This window comes from Saccharothrix variisporea (genome assembly GCF_003634995.1).
Lineage (GTDB): Bacteria > Actinomycetota > Actinomycetes > Mycobacteriales > Pseudonocardiaceae > Actinosynnema > Actinosynnema variisporeum.
Map to the genome: position 1 here is coordinate 8,617,788 of NZ_RBXR01000001.1, position 15,475 is coordinate 8,633,262.

The 15,475-nt window shown below is 71.6% G+C and carries 14 protein-coding genes; 6 read left to right on the forward strand and 8 right to left on the reverse strand.

Translation table 11 applies throughout. From position 1 onward, the window contains the following. Window positions 1–115: 115 nt before the first annotated feature. A complete protein-coding gene (locus tag DFJ66_RS39000) occupies window positions 116–1,102 on the reverse strand; it encodes an Acg family FMN-binding oxidoreductase (RefSeq protein WP_121229362.1) in 987 nt (328 codons plus the stop codon). A gap of 190 nt (window positions 1,103–1,292) precedes the next feature. After that, on the reverse strand, window positions 1,293–1,685 hold the full coding sequence (locus tag DFJ66_RS39005; protein WP_147459508.1) for a hypothetical protein: 393 nt from the start codon (window positions 1,683–1,685) through the stop codon (window positions 1,293–1,295). A gap of 323 nt (window positions 1,686–2,008) precedes the next feature. On the opposite strand from DFJ66_RS39005, the gene DFJ66_RS39010 reads away from it, so the two are divergent. After that, window positions 2,009–3,118 (forward strand): Gmad2 immunoglobulin-like domain-containing protein, encoded by a 1,110-nt coding sequence (locus DFJ66_RS39010; RefSeq protein ID WP_121229368.1) that lies wholly within the window; start codon window positions 2,009–2,011, stop codon window positions 3,116–3,118. A gap of 287 nt (window positions 3,119–3,405) precedes the next feature. Here the strand turns inward: DFJ66_RS39010 and DFJ66_RS39015 are convergent, their stop codons facing one another. After that, window positions 3,406–3,834 carry a nitroreductase family deazaflavin-dependent oxidoreductase gene (locus tag DFJ66_RS39015; RefSeq protein WP_121229371.1) on the reverse strand — a complete coding sequence of 143 codons (429 nt, stop codon included), beginning with the start codon at window positions 3,832–3,834 and terminating at the stop codon, window positions 3,406–3,408. 191 nt (window positions 3,835–4,025) lie between these two features. Here DFJ66_RS39015 and DFJ66_RS39020 point away from each other — a divergent pair, with 191 nt between their 5' ends. The 3 genes from DFJ66_RS39020 to DFJ66_RS39030 all read left to right on the forward strand — a co-directional run bounded on the left by DFJ66_RS39020 (window position 4,026) and on the right by DFJ66_RS39030 (window position 8,136). Continuing rightward, on the forward strand, window positions 4,026–4,667 hold the full coding sequence (locus DFJ66_RS39020) for an Rv1733c family protein (RefSeq protein WP_147459509.1): 642 nt from the start codon (window positions 4,026–4,028) through the stop codon (window positions 4,665–4,667). Window positions 4,668–4,994: 327 nt separating this feature from the next. Continuing rightward, complete coding sequence (locus tag DFJ66_RS43205) at window positions 4,995–6,986, forward strand: DUF6541 family protein (protein ID WP_170199986.1); 1,992 nt, start codon at window positions 4,995–4,997, stop codon at window positions 6,984–6,986. 49 nt (window positions 6,987–7,035) lie between these two features. Continuing rightward, window positions 7,036–8,136 (forward strand): UDP-N-acetylglucosamine 2-epimerase, encoded by a 1,101-nt coding sequence (locus DFJ66_RS39030; RefSeq protein WP_121229377.1) that lies wholly within the window; start codon window positions 7,036–7,038, stop codon window positions 8,134–8,136. 25 nt (window positions 8,137–8,161) lie between these two features. On the opposite strand, the gene DFJ66_RS39035 is transcribed toward DFJ66_RS39030, so the two are convergent. Then, window positions 8,162–8,686 carry a GNAT family N-acetyltransferase gene (locus tag DFJ66_RS39035; protein ID WP_121229380.1) on the reverse strand — a complete coding sequence of 175 codons (525 nt, stop codon included), beginning with the start codon at window positions 8,684–8,686 and terminating at the stop codon, window positions 8,162–8,164. 287 nt (window positions 8,687–8,973) lie between these two features. Here DFJ66_RS39035 and DFJ66_RS39040 point away from each other — a divergent pair, with 287 nt between their 5' ends. Further along, window positions 8,974–9,360 carry a cytochrome P450 gene (locus tag DFJ66_RS39040; RefSeq protein ID WP_121229383.1) on the forward strand — a complete coding sequence of 129 codons (387 nt, stop codon included), beginning with the start codon at window positions 8,974–8,976 and terminating at the stop codon, window positions 9,358–9,360. On the opposite strand, the gene DFJ66_RS39045 is transcribed toward DFJ66_RS39040, so the two are convergent. The 4 genes from DFJ66_RS39045 to DFJ66_RS39060 all read right to left on the reverse strand — a co-directional run bounded on the left by DFJ66_RS39045 (window position 9,329) and on the right by DFJ66_RS39060 (window position 13,136). Beyond that, window positions 9,329–10,069, reverse strand: a complete 741-nt coding sequence (locus DFJ66_RS39045; RefSeq protein WP_121229386.1) for a hypothetical protein — start codon at window positions 10,067–10,069, stop codon at window positions 9,329–9,331. The genes DFJ66_RS39040 and DFJ66_RS39045 overlap by 32 nt on opposite strands. A 14-nt stretch (window positions 10,070–10,083) precedes the next feature. Next, window positions 10,084–11,742 (reverse strand): PLP-dependent aminotransferase family protein, encoded by a 1,659-nt coding sequence (locus DFJ66_RS39050; protein WP_121229389.1) that lies wholly within the window; start codon window positions 11,740–11,742, stop codon window positions 10,084–10,086. Between the two features lie 84 nt (window positions 11,743–11,826). Continuing rightward, a complete protein-coding gene (locus DFJ66_RS39055; protein ID WP_281276718.1) occupies window positions 11,827–12,831 on the reverse strand; it encodes a M20/M25/M40 family metallo-hydrolase in 1,005 nt (334 codons plus the stop codon). Between the two features lie 20 nt (window positions 12,832–12,851). Then, complete coding sequence (locus DFJ66_RS39060) at window positions 12,852–13,136, reverse strand: hypothetical protein (RefSeq protein ID WP_121229396.1); 285 nt, start codon at window positions 13,134–13,136, stop codon at window positions 12,852–12,854. Window positions 13,137–13,477: 341 nt separating this feature from the next. Between DFJ66_RS39060 and DFJ66_RS45225 the strand changes: the two genes are divergently transcribed. Next, complete coding sequence (locus DFJ66_RS45225) at window positions 13,478–15,319, forward strand: sugar-binding protein (protein ID WP_121229399.1); 1,842 nt, start codon at window positions 13,478–13,480, stop codon at window positions 15,317–15,319. Window positions 15,320–15,475 lie beyond the last annotated feature (156 nt).

The window sequence follows — 15,475 nt, forward strand, 5'->3', positions numbered from 1 at the left end:
CGGTCGCGCCACGCACCGCGCGCGGAGCAGGTGCGACGGTGGTTGTGCGAAGCCCAGGACCGTGCCGGGTGAACCGGGTGCGCTCGTGGGGTGGGGGGTGACCGCACCCCGGCACTCAGGACGTGTCGTGGCCCGTGCTGGGCAGCAGCAGTTCTTCGACGTCCCGGCGGGGTGTGGCGGGGACGGGGGAGCCGAAGCCGATCCGCAGCATGGTCTGCGGCAGGACCGCTCCGCCCAGCGACCGCCGGATCTCGTCGCGCACCGACCGCACCTCGATCGCCTGGGACAGGAACGACACGGCCAGCCCGAGCGTGGTCGCGGTCAGCAGGACCCGTTGCAGCGCCTGCCCCGCCCGCAGTTCGCCCAGTGGACTGTCGTAGAACGAGCAGAGCACCGCCACGAGCGGGTCGGACTCGTACTCCTCGCCCGCTGGGCGGTCGGCGGCTTGGAAGTCCCGCATGGCCCACTCGTCCGCGGGCGCGGGCTTGAGCCCCGCCGAGGCCCGGGGCACGCCGTCTGCGGATGCCCGCTCGCCGCTCCAGACCGTCAGCTCGCGGCGCACGCCCTCGTCGGCGGCCTGGATGGCGTGGGCGCGGGCGGCGAGCCGTCGGAACCGGGTGCGCTCCTCGCCGTCGAGGACGAAGTGCAGCCATGAGCGCTCGCGCTCGGCGGCCCGCGCGAGCGCGGTCCGGTGAGCGACTGGCACGGGCTGGTCGCGGAACGGCGCGCGGTTGGACCGCCGTCGCGGCACCGCCTCCCACAACGCCCTGGTCTCCTCGTCGAACGGCGTGGTCCAGCCGCGGCGCACGACGGCGAGCGCGCCGGGCGCCTCGGGGCCGGGCAGCAGCGACACGACCGGTGCGATGCCGTGCCGGCGCAGTCCGAGCCGGAGGTTGAACAGGGCGGCGCCGCAGGACAGCCGCAGTTCGCGGTCCTCGGGGTCGGTCGCGGGCAGCCTGCGGTCCTGGTCCGGGTGCAGTTCGACCCGGTCGGGCGCGAGCCGGAACAGCCACGGTTGCGTGTTGTGCAGCGACGGCGCCAGGGAGGCGGCGCGCAGCACGTCACCCACCGCCCCGTCCGTCAACCCCAACGTCCCCGTCATCCTCGGCAGCCCAGCCACGCCGACTTCCTCCCCGATCGGACCAACCCCTCCACCGTGCGCCCGGTCCCGGCGGTGATCACACGGTCGAAGGTCCTCTCCCGACCGGGCACTTGGACTCCTCCTTCCGGGCGGGCGTGCTCAGCGCCCGGCCTGTCGAAAGCCGCCACCTGGCTACGCCGAGCCCTGCGGCTCATCGGCGTCGTGCGCCACGCAGACCGGCGAGCAGGACCGCCATCCCCGCCGCGGCCATCACCGGTTGCAGCCAGGTGAACGTCCGGATCACCAGGACCTGCAGCACGATCCACCCGATCAGGCAGCATCCGGCGAACACCGCCGTGCCGGCCCACTTCGGGTGTCCCGCGGCGGCCCGGACCGTGGCCGCCGTCATCGGCAGGGCCACCACGAGCACCAGGGCGAGCCCCGCCAGGACCGGGCTGCGCGCCGGCAGCCGGTCGGTGACCACCGGGCCGAAGTCGATCACCCCGGTGACGAGCGCGAGGCCACCCGCGAAAGCGTTCAAGGCCACGATCCCCGCGCCCGCGGCGAGCGCTACCCGGGTCCGTGCCGGTGATCTGGTCGTCATGGGACCACGGTCGCGGTCACCCGGTCCGCCGGACACGGTCCGAGGTCCCGTATCGGCGAGGCCCAGCGGCCCGAGCCCGGTCCAACGGCCGTTCGACGCTACCAACGGCAGGCTTTCCGGCCGCGCCGCCACCGGACCGCGCCCCTGCCCGTCACCCGGCTGACCCCGACGCCGGGGTGGCCGCGCCGCGGATCGCCTCGCCGCACTGAGCGCGCGGCGGCGGATCCGAGGCGGGACGTTCCGCCCGCCGGAGCAGGGCCTTGCGCTTCTGCTCCAACGCTTCCGACCCGCCCACGCTGGACGGGAGAGGGAGGAGCGGGACGATGAGTACTCCTGTCGACAAGCGCCGGGTGTGGTGGGTCGCGGGCGGCGTGGTCGCTGTCCTGGTCGTGGTCGTGGTCGCGGCCGTGGTCTTCGTGGCGACGCGTGACCGCTCGACCGACGTCGGGACACCGTCGTCCACAGCCGTCACGACGCCGTCCGCGGACACCATGCAGGTGCGGGTGTTCTTCCACCGGGGCGAGGCGGACGACCCGAGTCGTGTGTCCGCCGTGCTGCGGACGGTGCCCCGCTCGGAGATGGTCGCCACGGCGGCCCTCACGCAACTGCTCGGCGGCACGACCGCCGCGGAGGCCGAGCAGGGCTACTGGTCGCAGTTCGTGCCCGCCACGGCCGGCAGCCTGCACGGTGTGCGGATCGAGGACGGCGTGGCGCACGCCGACTTCGCGAACTTCAGCGGCACCATCCCGAACGCGAGCTCCAGCTTCGGCAGCGCCGCGCTGCTCGCCGAGCTCGACTCGACGCTCAAGCAGTTCCCCACCGTGCGGTCCACGGTCTACTCCTTCGACGGTGACGTGGCCGCCTTCTACGAGTGGCTTCAGCTCACCCCGCCCACCGGGAAGCCCGGCGACACCGCGCCCGCCGTCGCCGAGGCCCGCCGGTTCCTCAAGACGGTGGTCGGCATGGCAGACCCCGCCGAAGGCCCCTTCCGGTGGGTCGACGACAACGCCGCCGAGGTGACCTTCTACGGCCGGTCGCCCAACAACGGCGAGCCCGTGCCCACCCTCGCGACCGTGGTGTCGCTCCGGCGTGACGGGCGGTGGAGCGTCACCGGCACCCGCACCGACCCCATCCGGGTCGACGCGCCCACCGCGGGCCAGACCGCCACCTCACCCCTGCGCGTCACGGGCGCGGCCCACACGTTCGAGGGCCACGTGACCGTCCGGGTGCTGTCCGAACACGGCGGCAAGACCACCGAGGTCGGCACCGGCTTCGTCACCGGTGGAGGCGACGAACAGCGGCCGTTCAGCGGCGACATCACCTTCACCGCACCCAACGGCGGCGCCGGCTGGGTCGTGTTCGCCGAACCGTCCGCGGCCGACGGGCAGATCCTGCACGCGACGACCGTCCGGGTGGTCTTCCCCGGCACCTGACAACCACCACCCGCTGCCGCGACCGGGACCCGGTGCACACGACCACCGGGACCCGGCACCGGCCCTGCTGGCGCCCGACCGTGAGCCCGAGGGCTGACCCGAGCGCGGGCGGACCGGACACCCCGAGCCCGCCCGCGAGCCGCGTGCCGCGTCGTTAGCGGGTCGTCGCCGACGCCAGGGATCTGCTTGACCAGCACCCCCGACGCTCGCACGGCCACCCTCTCCACGACCGGCCCATGCACCGGCTGAGGGGTTCCCGTGGCGGCGGTGCCCCGGTGAGCGCGGGGTCAGGGCGTTGTGGCCTCGACGCTGAGCAGGAGGAAGTGCTCGATCCCGAACAGCCGCCAGATCCTCCGGCGTGCGCTGGACAGCAGCGGGAGGGCCGTGGCCGCGTCGACGACGCGAGGCGCGACCACCGTGACGTGCTCGCCCTTGACGTCGAGGGTGGCGCGCCCGGTGGCCAGGACGTTGCGCAGCCAGTCCACCGCGGTCCCGTACGGCAGCGGGACGACGAAACCGTCCTCGACGCGGACGGCGATGACGGGTGTGGCACGGCTGCGGCCGGTGCGGCGGCCGACGTGCCGGATGACCGCCGCGTACCAGTGCCGGCGACCGGCCAGGCGCAGCATGAGGGGGTTGAACACCCGCCGGTTGAGCTCGCGCACCTTGTCCTTCGCCGAGCGTCGCGCGGTCTCGCCGCGCTTCCTGGGGCGCATGTGGTCCTCCCACGCTTGTGGACGTCGTGTCGACAACGCTCCTCCGCTCCCCGCGTGACCGACAGGGCACAAGGTCACCACCGGCCCGGCCATCGCCGACGACCGCCACGGCGCGGGTGGTCGCCGGCAGGGTCGCACGACCCCGTCCGGCAGGGACCGCGGTGGCGGTGGTGTGCCCCGAGGTCTCTGTGGTGGGGGCGGTCGTCGGCGGCACGCTGGTCGACACGGAGGTGGGACCGATGGACACCATGATCAAGCGTGCTGTGCACTACGCGTTGCCGTCGCGGCGCGGTGTCGCCCGTGTCGGCGATCGCGTGGAGGGCGGGGTGCTCGTCGTCGCGGTGCTGCTCGCACTGTCAGGCGTCCCGGTCGCGGCGGCGGTCGGCTCCGAGGTGTACGCGTCCGGCAAGCTCACGGCGGTCGAGCAATCAGGTACGCGGCACCGGGTCGAGGCGACACTGCTCGCCGACGCGCCGCCCGCACCCGCCGAGACCGGTCGCGGTGCCGGGGTCGACCGCACACCCGTCCCCGCGCGGTGGGCGGCTCCCGACAACGTGGCGCACAGCGGCCCGGTCGACGCACCCGCCGGCGCGAAAGCCGGCGCGGTGGTGCGGATCTGGGTCGACGACGCCGGCACGGCGACCCCACCGCCGCTGACCGTCGAGGGCGCGGCGGTGGGCGGGACCGTGGTGGCGTTCGCCCTGTGGGGCGGCCTGGCCGCGCTGCTCGCCCTGGTGTGGCTCGCAGTCCGGGTCGTGCGCGAACGGCTGAGCTCGCGGTCCTGGGAGCGCGAGTGGACCTTGGTGGAACCGGGATGGACGGGACATCGCTGACCGGACGACGCGGCCGGGCCCTACCTTGCAGCCTCGCCTGCCCGCGATCGCGCCGGATCACCGCGGTGGCCCGCCGCGGTCGGGATCGGCCAACCGAACAGTCCACAATGACCTTCCGCTGATGGCGTGCGAAGTTGCCAGGTCGCTGGGAATGGTGCACCTCGACACTCCACTGTGGACTGCCGGCTCGATCGACGCCGGAGGTCCTTTCGGCCCTTGTGATCATGTTCCGCGATCGACACGATTCCGCAGTGGTTCGCGGCAGTTGATCGTCAACGCGAGGAGAGTTCTGATGTCGCACAGACCTGTCCTGCGGGGTGGCGCCTGATGGTGCGCGACCTGGGTGTGCTGGCCGTGGCGTTGCTGGTGGTCATCGTGCCCGGTGCGGCGCTGGCCGCGGCCCTGGGTGTGCGGCGGCCGTTGTGGTTCGTGGGGATGTCCGTTCCGGCGTCGGCGGGTCTGGCGACGGTGACGGCTGTGGTGTGCGCGGTGGTGGGTGTGTCTTACGGGCCCGTCGCGCTCGGTGTGGTGACGGTGGTGTTGCTCGCGGTCGGGGTGCCACGACTGGTGCGCGCCTGCCGTGCCCGCCTCGCGGGTCCGCCGACGCCTCCGCCGTGGCGGGTGGCGCGGGTCGCGGGACCGGTGCTGGTGTCGGCCGCGGTGGTGTTGAGCGTGTTCACGTGGTGGAGCGGGATGCGCGGACTGGCCACCGTCGGCCAGGAGCACGACATGATCACCCACCACCTGGCCACGGCCTACATCGAGCGCACGGGCCGGGGCGCGCCCTGGCAGCTCATGCCGACCGACCTGCTCGACGGGTCGGACGTCGGCTTCTACCCGGCCGGCCTGCACCTGCTCATGGCGCCGGTCGCGGCGTCGACCGCGGGCACCGTGGTGGGGGTCAACGCGGTGACGGTCGTGGTGCTGGGCCTGGTCTGGCCGGTGTCGGTCGCCGCGCTGGGGCACGTCGCCGCCGTGCGCGCCCGGTTGGAGCGGGGTGCGCCGCTGGTCGCCGGGGTGGCGGCGGTCGTGGCAGTGGGCCTGTACCGGCCGGTGTTCTCGCTGGTGCACGAGGGCGGCATCCTGCCCAACGCGGTCACGCTGGTGCTCGCCCCGGGGCTGTTGGCGGTGCTGCTGACGGTGCCGCGCCGGTGGGAACCCGTGGTCGTGGCCGGTGTCGCGGTGGCGGGTGTGGTCGCCGTCCACCCGAGCGCGGTGGCCACCGTCGGCTTCAGCCTGCTCGCCTGGTGGGTCGGTGACGCGATCACCGACCGGCGGCGCGCGGTGCGGGTGTTACCCCGGCTCGTCGCGGTGGGAGCGGTGGCCGCCGTGACGAGCTCTCCGGTGTTGTTCCAGGCGATGGGGTCCGTGGCGGGCACGGCGGGGGCGGGTGCCGACATCGGTCCGCGGCCGTTCGGTTCGGCGTTGGGCGACGCGCTGGGCATGGTCTACAGCGGCTACATCCCGGGACACCGGGGCGATGCGCAGTGGGCGGCGGCGTCGGCGACGCTGCTCGGCGCGGTGGCGGTGCTGGTGTCGCGGCGCGGGTACGGGGTGCTGGTGGCGTGGACGGCCTGGCTGGTGGTGGAGGTGGCGTTCCTGAGCACCGCCGGACGTCCGGTCGTCGCGCCGCTGACCGGGTTCTTCTACCACGCCCACCTGCGGGTCTGGTCACACTTGTCGCTGTTCGCGCCCGTGCTGGCCGGGCTCGGGGTGGTGCTCGTGGCGTGGGCGGTGGCCCGGCGCGCGGCTCGGGTCGTGCGCCGGGTGCGGTGGTCGGCGGTGGGGTTCGTGGTCGTGGCCGCGCTGGCCTACCTCGCCCGGCCGGGGATCGGGTACGCGCGGGTGGAAGCCGACTACGTGGCCAGCCGGTACGCCCGTCCCGACTTCGTCCGCGTCGGGCCGGACGACGAGCGGGCGATCGCCTGGCTGGCGGACCGGGTGCGCCCGGGAGAACGGGTGCTCAACTCGGCCAACGACGGTTCGACGTTCCTGTACGTGGAGCGCGGCGTGCCGGTGGTCAACGTCAGCTCGCTGGGCTCGGCGCGGGCGCCGCACACCTACCGCCTGCTCCGGGACTTCAACACCTTCCCGCACGACGACCAGGTGCGCCGGATGCTGCGCGAGCTGGACGTGCGCTGGGTGTACGTGGACGCCAACGCCCCCACCATCGGGTCCGGTTCATCGCCGGAGAACTGGGTCGGTCACCACCTGTTCTCCACGGCACGCGGACTGCGGGGGCTCGACGGGTTGCCCGGCCTGCGCCTGGCGTTCCGCTCCGGTGACGTGTCCGTGTACGAGCTGGACCTCGGCACGTGACCGGCCGCACCGCTCGCCGTCCGTCCACCGTCGAGCCGAGAGGACCGTGGTGATCGCCTTCTTCGTCGGCACCACCGCCGAGCTGATCAAGATCGCACCCGTCTACCACGCCGTCGCCGCCCGCGGCAGGGCGCCGGAGCTGTGGTTCACCGCGTGGCACGTGGACGGGGTGGCGGAAACGCTTGCGGACCTGCGACTGCCGCAGCCGGACGTGTGGCTGGTGCCACCCGGCGGTGCCGAGCAGGTCGACCGGTCGAGCCGGGTGCCGCGTTGGGCGGCCCGGGTCGCGGCGACCGCGTGCCGACGGCGTGGCGAACTGCGGCGCCGGCTGGCCGCCGACGGTCGACCGCCGCTGGTGGTCGTGCACGGCGACACCTTCAGCACCCCCTACGGCTGCCTCATCGCCCGGAAGCTGCTGGGTGTCCGGGTGGCGCACATCGAGGCGGGGATGCGCAGCGGCAGCATCACCAGTCCGTTCCCGGAGGAGCTCAACCGGCGGGTCGCGTCCCGGCTGACCGACATCCACTTCGCACCGACCCGGCGGGAGGTGGACAACCTGGCCGGTTCAGGGGGCGTCGTCGTGGAGACCGGTGCCAACACCGTGGTGGACGCGGTGCGGGCCGCGTTGGCCACGGGCGGCGCGCTGGTGGACCTGCCGCCGGAGTACGGCCTGGCCACCCTGCACCGGTTCGAACTGCTCTCCCGCGCGGACCGGTTCCGCGAGGTGCTCGAACGGCTGCGGGAAGCCGCCGAGCGCACGCCGATCGTCTACTTCGCGGGACTGCTGGAGCGGGAACGCGTCGACAGTGCGGGGTTGCGGGGGCTCTTCGACGACGAGCACCTGCTGATGCGCCCCAAGCTGCGCTACGCGCAATTCCTCCCGGTGCTGGCCAGGGCGCGGTTCGTGGTGACCGATTCCGGCGGTCTGCAGGAGGAGTGCGCGTACCTGGGAGTGCCCGCCGCGATCCACCGCAAGCGCACCGAGCGCCGGCAGGGGCTGGGGGACAACGTGGTGCTCACCGGCATGGACCCCGACCGGCTCGCCTCGTTCCTGACCGACCCGGAGTCCCTGCGCCGCCCTTCGCGACTCGACGACCACCACCCGACGGAGAAGGTCGTCGCGACACTGGCCGCGCTCGACTTCTGCTGAGCCCCAGAGACCTTCGCCGCGCGAATCAGGCTCGTCCAGGCGTCTGAGCGGATGCAGCCAGCGGGCGCGCGCGCCACACCACCCCGAGTCTGGGGTCGCCGGTGGGACTCGGCTCGATCCTTTCCACGGTGAAGCCCTCACGTTCGTAGAAGGCGCCCGCGCGCTCGTTGCCCACGAAATGTTCGATGTACAGCCGATCAGCGTCAGAGGGCAGCTGTCCGGTGAGGACATCGAGCAGCCGCGGGCCCAGCCCGCGGCCGCGATGCCGAGGGTGGACGTAGAGCTTGTAGACCACGTGGTCAGCTCCTCTGCGGCCGCGCTGCCCGACGCCGACGACGTGCCCGTCAACCTCGGCGACGACCACCAGACCCCCGGCCACGGCCGCGGCGACGTGCGTCTCGTTCCACCACCTGCGTACCTGCTCATCCGCCGCGGCAGCGCCGATCAGCGGGGCGTAGTGCGGTCGGACGTGGGCCTCGCCGAACCGGCAGATCGCCACCACATCGTCGTGCCTGGCATCCCGCACGACCGGTTCGGCACTCGACGCCATCGCATCCTCCCGCAACGAACACACGATCTCGCACTGGCCAGGTTACGACAGCGCTGGCGGTGACCACCCGGTGCCGCGAGCGCAGAACCTCCGCAGCTCGGACCGGTTCTCCCGGTCGGGTGAGCGGCCCCTCGGGCCGGCCGCCGTGGGACCGACCTCGACGGAGCGCAGGGCTGACAATCGCGCCGGATCGCAGGATCGGATGGGACACGCGTTGTGCGAACGGGTCGGCGGGCCGGCAGGGACATGTGCCTTGGCGGGTGTGTCGGGGTCGCGCCGATGGCTCGATGAGACGGTGCTGCGCAACCCCTGCGCGTGAGGACACGGAGGTCAACGGCCGGCCGGTCCGCCGCGGGGACGCCGTGACCGTGCTGATCGCGGCGGCCAACCGCGACGACCGGGTCTTCGACGATCCGGATTCGCTGCGCCTGGACCGCGCGCCCAACCCGCACCTGGGGTTCGGCCGTGGCCCCCACGCCTGCCTGGGTTCGCCCCTCGCCTTGCTGATCGCCCGCACCGCCCTGGGCGCGCTGGCCCGTCATCACCGGCCGCCAAGGCTGCTCGCCGAGCCGGTGTTCCGTCGCAACGCCATGGTGCCCGTCGCGGCTTCCGCGACGGGCACCCGAGGGCGGGGGCGTCGGATCAGACCACGACGGAATCCAGGTAGTCGGTGAAGGTCTCGTCGGCGTGGTGCGGCTTGTGGTTGAGGTCCTTGGTGTCGAACCAGCGGGTCGGGCCGATCTTCAGCTTGACCTGCGTGCCGCCGTTGACGGTGGTGGCGGCCAGTTCGGTGTTGCGGTGGGGTGCGAGGGGGTCGGTGGTGGGCTGGTGGTTCTCGGTGACGGTGGTGAGGTCGACCAGGACGCCGGCTTTCAGCTGGGCCTCGGTCAGGCCGGTGGGTACGGCGGCGAGTTGGGCCAGGAGTTGGTAGTCGTACTGCTTGGTCATGTAGTGGGAGATGTGGGCCTCGCCGTCTGCGCCGAAGACCAGGTACCGCGGCTTGTCTGGGTAGTTCTCGTTGTTGTCGAAGGCCCGGTCGTAGATCTTCGTGCGAGCCTTGGCGATGAATCCCGCCTTCAACTCCGTGGGCTTGTTGATGTTCTGGCCGGGTAGCTGCCACAGCACGGCGGGGAAGCCGGCGGGCTCGAGCATCTTGTGCAGCAGCATCTCCTTGCCTTTGGGGTTGACCACGATGATCGGGCTCTTGGGGTCCTCCTCTTGAGCTTCGATGTACTTCTCCTCCACGTCACCGGGCAGATCGACCTCGATGACGACGTGGTAGCGGTGTTGGGGCATGGTGAACATGGCCAGGTGGCTGCCGTAGACGGTGTCCGTGCCGGTGAGCACGAACCCGTGCTGATCGACGGGTTCGGAGGCGGTCATGGGTGCTCCTCTGCTCAGAAGGCGTGGTTCCAGGTGTGGACCAGGGCCAGGCGTGCGATGTCGGGGCTGTCGGCGGTGCCGTCGATGTAGTCGATGCTCTGCTGCTCGGTGCGCGGCGCGGGTACCGCGACGCGGACGAGGTCCTCGGCCAGGTCGTCGATGAGCTGCTTGGTGACGTGGGGCATCACGTACAGGTGGGCGTAGTCGACCTGTCCCTTGGGCGTGCGCAGCGGAACGGTGGCCAGCGAGTACTTGTGCACGACGTCGTCGGTGGGCTGGCGGAAGCGGACGGTCAGCGAGTACGGGGTGCGGGCCACCTCCCAGTCGCCGGGCACTTCCGACAGTCGCTGGTAGGCGTAGCGGGCGATCTCCTCGGCGCGGGTGATCATGTCGACCTGGGCCTGTTCGGAGTTGCGGGCCAGGAAGTTCCACATGATCAGCGGGGAGAAGGCGTTGCGGGAGCCGCCGAAGGTGGTGTCCGGCGAGCCGATGACCGCGGGTTGGGCCGGGGGCTGCATCTGGAGTTTCGCCTTGGTCATGAAGATGCCGCACGGCCACGGGGCGCCGGGGTACTTGTGTCCGCTGGTGACGATCGAGCACACCTCGGGGATGCGGAAGTCGAACTTGGGCAGGTGGCCCTCCGAGGTGAGCTTGCCCTGCTCGACCGCCCGCTCCAGGAACGGTCCGTAGGTGGCGCCGAGGGCGCCGTCGATGTGGATCCAGTAGCCGGTGCGCTTGTCGGTGAGCAGCTTGTTGCCCTTGTGGCCGTAGCGGACTTCGCGTTCGTGCAGGCCGTACTTGGTGAACACCTCGGCGGTGAGTCGCCGGCAGATGGTCTCGACGTCGTCGTAGGCGCCCTTGAAGGTGCTGCCGTAGTTGAGGTTGATCAGGACGGGGTGGCCCATCCGGGCGAAGAACTCCACCAGGGTGACGAGCTTGTCGACGTCGATCGAGCCGGGGCCGGCGCCGCCGTTGGTGGACGGCACCTCCAGGTCCCACGGCTTGCCGGGGTTCAGCGGGTTGGCGTGCGGGTACATCTTCGTGCCCACCTCGTAGAAGGAGGGGATGTCCAGCACGCGCAGGGCCTTGGCGACGGAGTAGTGCGTGTCCTGGGAGTAGAACGCGACGGGGGAGTAGGCGTTCTGGTTGTCCACCGGCGGGGTGTCCTGGACCCACATCATGGTGCCGATGCCGTTCTCGTCCGGCTCGACCATGAGGGTCTTGCCGGACAGGTAGTCCCGGGCGTTCCACAACGCGTAGTTGTTGCCCTCGGAGGAGCCCATGGTGAGGACGTAACCCCAGTAGGCGTCACGGTCTTTCAGGTGCCCGTGCTCGTCGTACTCGCGTGGTTTGGCGTGCCACAGCCTGGCGTAGTAGGCGAGCACGGCGCGTTCGGCGGCGCGGGCGTCGAGGGTGAAGTGCGACGGGGCGAAGGGGTCGCCGACGTTGTTGAAGTGGTAGTCCAGGAACGGCGCCATGTCGTCCTTGAGCCGCAGGTCCTGGTTGGTCTGGTAGCCCAGGAACCGGGATTGCATGTCGGTGAAGTAGTTCTTCAGCTTGGTCAGCACTTCCTTGCGGCGTTCGTGGGGCAGCCCCTCGCCGGTGAGCGCGAACAAGGTGTCGAACTCGTTCTCGGTGCCGGTCGTGATGGGGTTGTGGTCGGTGATGGTCATGCGTCGCTCTCCTTGGTGTGGTGGAGTCGTGGGCACGCCGAGGTCGCCCGGGTGGGTTCCCGGGCGGTCTCGGGGGGCTCGGGGTCAGGTGTGTGCGGTCCTGGCGAGGGCGTCGAGCAGCAGCGCTTCGGCGGTGGTCAGCCGTTGCAGCTCTGCGCGGTCGACGCTTTCGTTGTGGCCGTGGATGTTCGCCTTGGGTTCCTCGCAGCCCCACAGCACGATGTCGGCCTTCGGGTTGGCCTTGCGCAAAGCGGCCACGAGGGGGATCGACCCGCCCTGGCCGGGGTGCTGGACCGCGGCGCCGCCGTGCGAGTCGCACAGCGCTCGTTCGACGAGGGCGGCGTGCTTGCCGCGTTTGGCTTCGAACCCGGTGCCCTCGCCGACCGGGGCGATGCCGGGTTGGATGCCCCACGGGGTGTTCTTCTCGATGTGGTCGACCAGGGCTCGGTAGGCGGTGTGCGGGTTCTGGTCGGGTGCCAGGCGCACGCTGATGCGCGCGGTCACTTCCGACCGCAGGGCGTTGACGGGCCGGTTCAGCGGCGGTACGCCGGACAGGCCGACCACGTTGACCGAAGCCTTGCCCCACAGGCGGCTCTCGATCGACCCGGTGCCCAGCAGCCGGGGCCTGCTGTGCCCGTAGGTGAGGACACCGGCCGTGGCGCGGAACTCCTCCTCGTCGACCTTCGGCCACGTGTGCGAGTACTCGGTGAGTCCCGGGATGGTGACCCGCCCGTCGCCGTGGTCGAGCATCGTGGCGAGCAGTTGGGTCATGGCCATGAACGCGTCCGGTGCCGGTCCGCCGTACATGCCGCTGTGGACGTCCTTGTCCAGCGTCCGCAGGGTGACGTCCACGACCACGATGCCGCGCAGAGTGGAGGTCAGCGTCGGCACGCCCAACGCCATGTTGCCGGTGTCGGCGACCACGATGACGTCGGCGAGGAACCGGTCGTCCGTGGGGTTGGCCGCCAGGTGGGAGTCGAGCACGCTGGTGCCCGTCTCCTCCTCGCCTTCGATGACGATCTTGAGGTTGAGCGGTACGGGGTGCGGGTCGGTGGTGGCGGCCTTGATCGCCCTGAGGTGCATGACGATGCCGGCCTCGGCTGCACGTCTTAGTGCGCGTAGAGCAGCACCCTGGGTCCCTCGCTGCGGCGCTCGTCGGCGTAGACGATCGGCGCGGACTGCGCTTCCCCGTGTTTGATGGTGATCACCTGGGCGCTGGGCGCGCCGGCGGCGCGGAACAGCTTCGTCACCTCGTCGGCGGTGCTGCGAAGGATGGTCGGGTCCTGCCTGCTGATGGATTTGAAGCGCACCAAGGCGGCCAACGTGTCCCACAGCTCGGGCATCAGTTCGTGAACCTTGGCGCGTACGTGCTCGCCGGTGTGCACGGCGGTCATCGCATTCTCCTTCCCGCCGAACGGAACAGCGGGTCAACGGCCATCGTCACACCGCCGTGGAGCGCCGTGCAGGTCCTCGTGGACAATGGGAACCATCAGGTGAGCAGGACCTGATATCTCCGCATTTTGACGGTGTCCACCGTGGACGCGCGGTGATGTGCCGTCCTCTTGGGTCACCTCAACGCGTTGCTCGGCGCACGATCCGCTGACAGGCGGACGAACGCACCCGCGACCGGCGCTTCGGCGGCACGCTGGTCCCGTGTTGCCGCAAGCGATGCGCGGCATCAACCTCGTGTCGGGGCACCGTCCCCGTCAACGCCAGCCGAGCAAAGGGCCGGACCATGCGCGACTTCCACCCAGCACCGACCTCCCGCACGCGAACACGAACCGCGCTCGTGCTGGCGTTGGCCGTGGTGTTCACCACGATCAGCCCGGTGGACGCCACGCAGACCGACCCCGCGCACGTGGACGTGTTGTTCATCGGGGCGCACCCGGACGACGAGTACCAGTCGCTGGCCACGTTCGGGCAGTGGGAGGAGGACGAAGGTCTGACGGTCGCGGTCGGCACCATCACGCGCGGCGAGGGCGGCGGCAACGCGGCCGGCCCGGAAGAAGGCCCCGAGCTCGGACTGCTGCGGGAGGCGGAGGAGCGGCGGGCCGTGGCGGTGGCGGGCGTGCGGGACGTGTACTACCTCGACAAGCCCGACTTCTGGTACACCCTGTCCGCCCCGCTCACCCGATCGGTGTGGGACGGCGAGCGTGCCGACACGCTGGAACGGCTGGTGCGGCTCATCCGCGCCACCACGCCGTCCACCGTGGTCACCATGGAACCCCGCCCGTTCAACCAGCACGGCGCGCACCAGATGGCGGCCCTGCTGGCGATCGAGGCGTTCTCCCTGGCCGCCGACCCCCTGGCCCATCCCCGCCAGCTGACCTGGGAGGGCTACCGGCCCCACCGGGCGCGGCGCCTGCTGGCCCAGGACTGGCGGTTCACCGGACCGGTCGGACCCGGCTGCCACCGGCAGCGGCTGGTCGATCGGGTCACCAGGCTGCCCAAGGAGGGCTACTGGGAGGGCGTGTGGTCCGCCCAGCACCGGACGTCGTGGGCGCAGCTCGAACGCGACGCCGCGCGGATGTACGTCACCCAGGGGTTCGACAAGATGCTGTCCACGACCGTCGGCACCCCCGCCGAGCAGCTGCCGTGCGACTGGTACACCGTCCTGGTCGAGGACGGTGACCGCGTGCCCGGTGTCGTGCGCCCTCAAGGCGACCTGCGTCCGGCCTACGCCGAGTTCCGCGACTGGGCGCAGCGGGTCGGGATGCCGTGGCTGGCCAACGACGCCCAACCGGACTACCCGGCGCGTCTGGCCACGACGGTGCCCGAAGCGAAGCGCGAGCCGATCGTGGACGGCCACCGCGACGACGGGTACACCGCCGAGCCACTGGGGCTCGCCGACTGGGAGGGCAAGCCGTGCCTGGTCGCGGACTGCTCGGCCGCCGCCTACCTGGCCTGGCACGGCGACAGCCTGTACGCCCTGGTCGAGGTCACCGACGACCATCCCGGCGCCGCCTTGGACCCCGACGACTGCAAGCGGCACTGGCGCACCGACGCCGTGGAGATCGCGCTCGACCCCACCGGCCGGTCCGACGACACCTCCACCACCTACAAACTCGCCGTGATGCCCTACATGACCAACAAGAAACCGTGCGCGGCCCGCGACGCCGACCAGCACCAGGGACCGGCCACCGACACCACCCCGGGCGCCCGGTGGGCCACCACCCTCGCCGACGACGGGTACACCGTGGAGGTCGCGATCCCGTTCGCCGACCTGCCCGAGACCGTCGATCCCGAAGGGCTGACGGTCAACGTCATGCTCTACGACGCCGACAACCCGGCGGAGAAGGTCGGCAAGAGCAGGCTGGCCTGGGCGACCTTCGGCAGCGCCCAAGCCGACCCGTACGTGTGGGGCCACGCGCGCCTGACCGGCTACTCCCCGAAGCCGCAGTCGTCCGCGCCACCGATCATCCCCACCGTGGCCACCCAAAGCCGCGACTCGGACCTGTCGCTGGAGCAGTACGCGCGCACCGGCGTGCCCCTCGGCGTCGGCCCTCGCGAGCGCTGGGAACTGCCCGCAGCACCCCGGTGCACCACGTCCGGAGCTGACTGTGAGGGTCGAAGGTGAGGGGTGCCATGACCGGGCGAGTTGATGTTGGGAACAGCGGTCGGTGCTGCTGTGGGGCTCCTGCAGGACGGCGCTCGCCTCCCACACCGACAACCGCTAGCGCCGCACCTCCTACTCCGCGCACCTGGCGGAGGTGGAGGTCGGTCCGGACACCCC

Coding starts and splice junctions, on each gene's coding strand:
- DFJ66_RS39000 (WP_121229362.1), bottom strand. CDS start 1,102: ATGACGGGGACGTTGGGGTTGACGGACGGGGCGGTGGGTGACGTGCTG.
- DFJ66_RS39005 (WP_147459508.1), bottom strand. CDS start 1,685: ATGACGACCAGATCACCGGCACGGACCCGGGTAGCGCTCGCCGCGGGC.
- DFJ66_RS39010 (WP_121229368.1), top strand. CDS start 2,009: ATGAGTACTCCTGTCGACAAGCGCCGGGTGTGGTGGGTCGCGGGCGGC.
- DFJ66_RS39015 (WP_121229371.1), bottom strand. CDS start 3,834: ATGCGCCCCAGGAAGCGCGGCGAGACCGCGCGACGCTCGGCGAAGGAC.
- DFJ66_RS43205 (WP_170199986.1), top strand. CDS start 4,995: ATGGTGCGCGACCTGGGTGTGCTGGCCGTGGCGTTGCTGGTGGTCATC.
- DFJ66_RS39035 (WP_121229380.1), bottom strand. CDS start 8,686: ATGGCGTCGAGTGCCGAACCGGTCGTGCGGGATGCCAGGCACGACGAT.
- DFJ66_RS39040 (WP_121229383.1), top strand. CDS start 8,974: ATGAGACGGTGCTGCGCAACCCCTGCGCGTGAGGACACGGAGGTCAAC.
- DFJ66_RS39045 (WP_121229386.1), bottom strand. CDS start 10,069: ATGACCGCCTCCGAACCCGTCGATCAGCACGGGTTCGTGCTCACCGGC.
- DFJ66_RS39050 (WP_121229389.1), bottom strand. CDS start 11,742: ATGACCATCACCGACCACAACCCCATCACGACCGGCACCGAGAACGAG.
- DFJ66_RS39060 (WP_121229396.1), bottom strand. CDS start 13,136: ATGACCGCCGTGCACACCGGCGAGCACGTACGCGCCAAGGTTCACGAA.
- DFJ66_RS45225 (WP_121229399.1), top strand. CDS start 13,478: ATGCGCGACTTCCACCCAGCACCGACCTCCCGCACGCGAACACGAACC.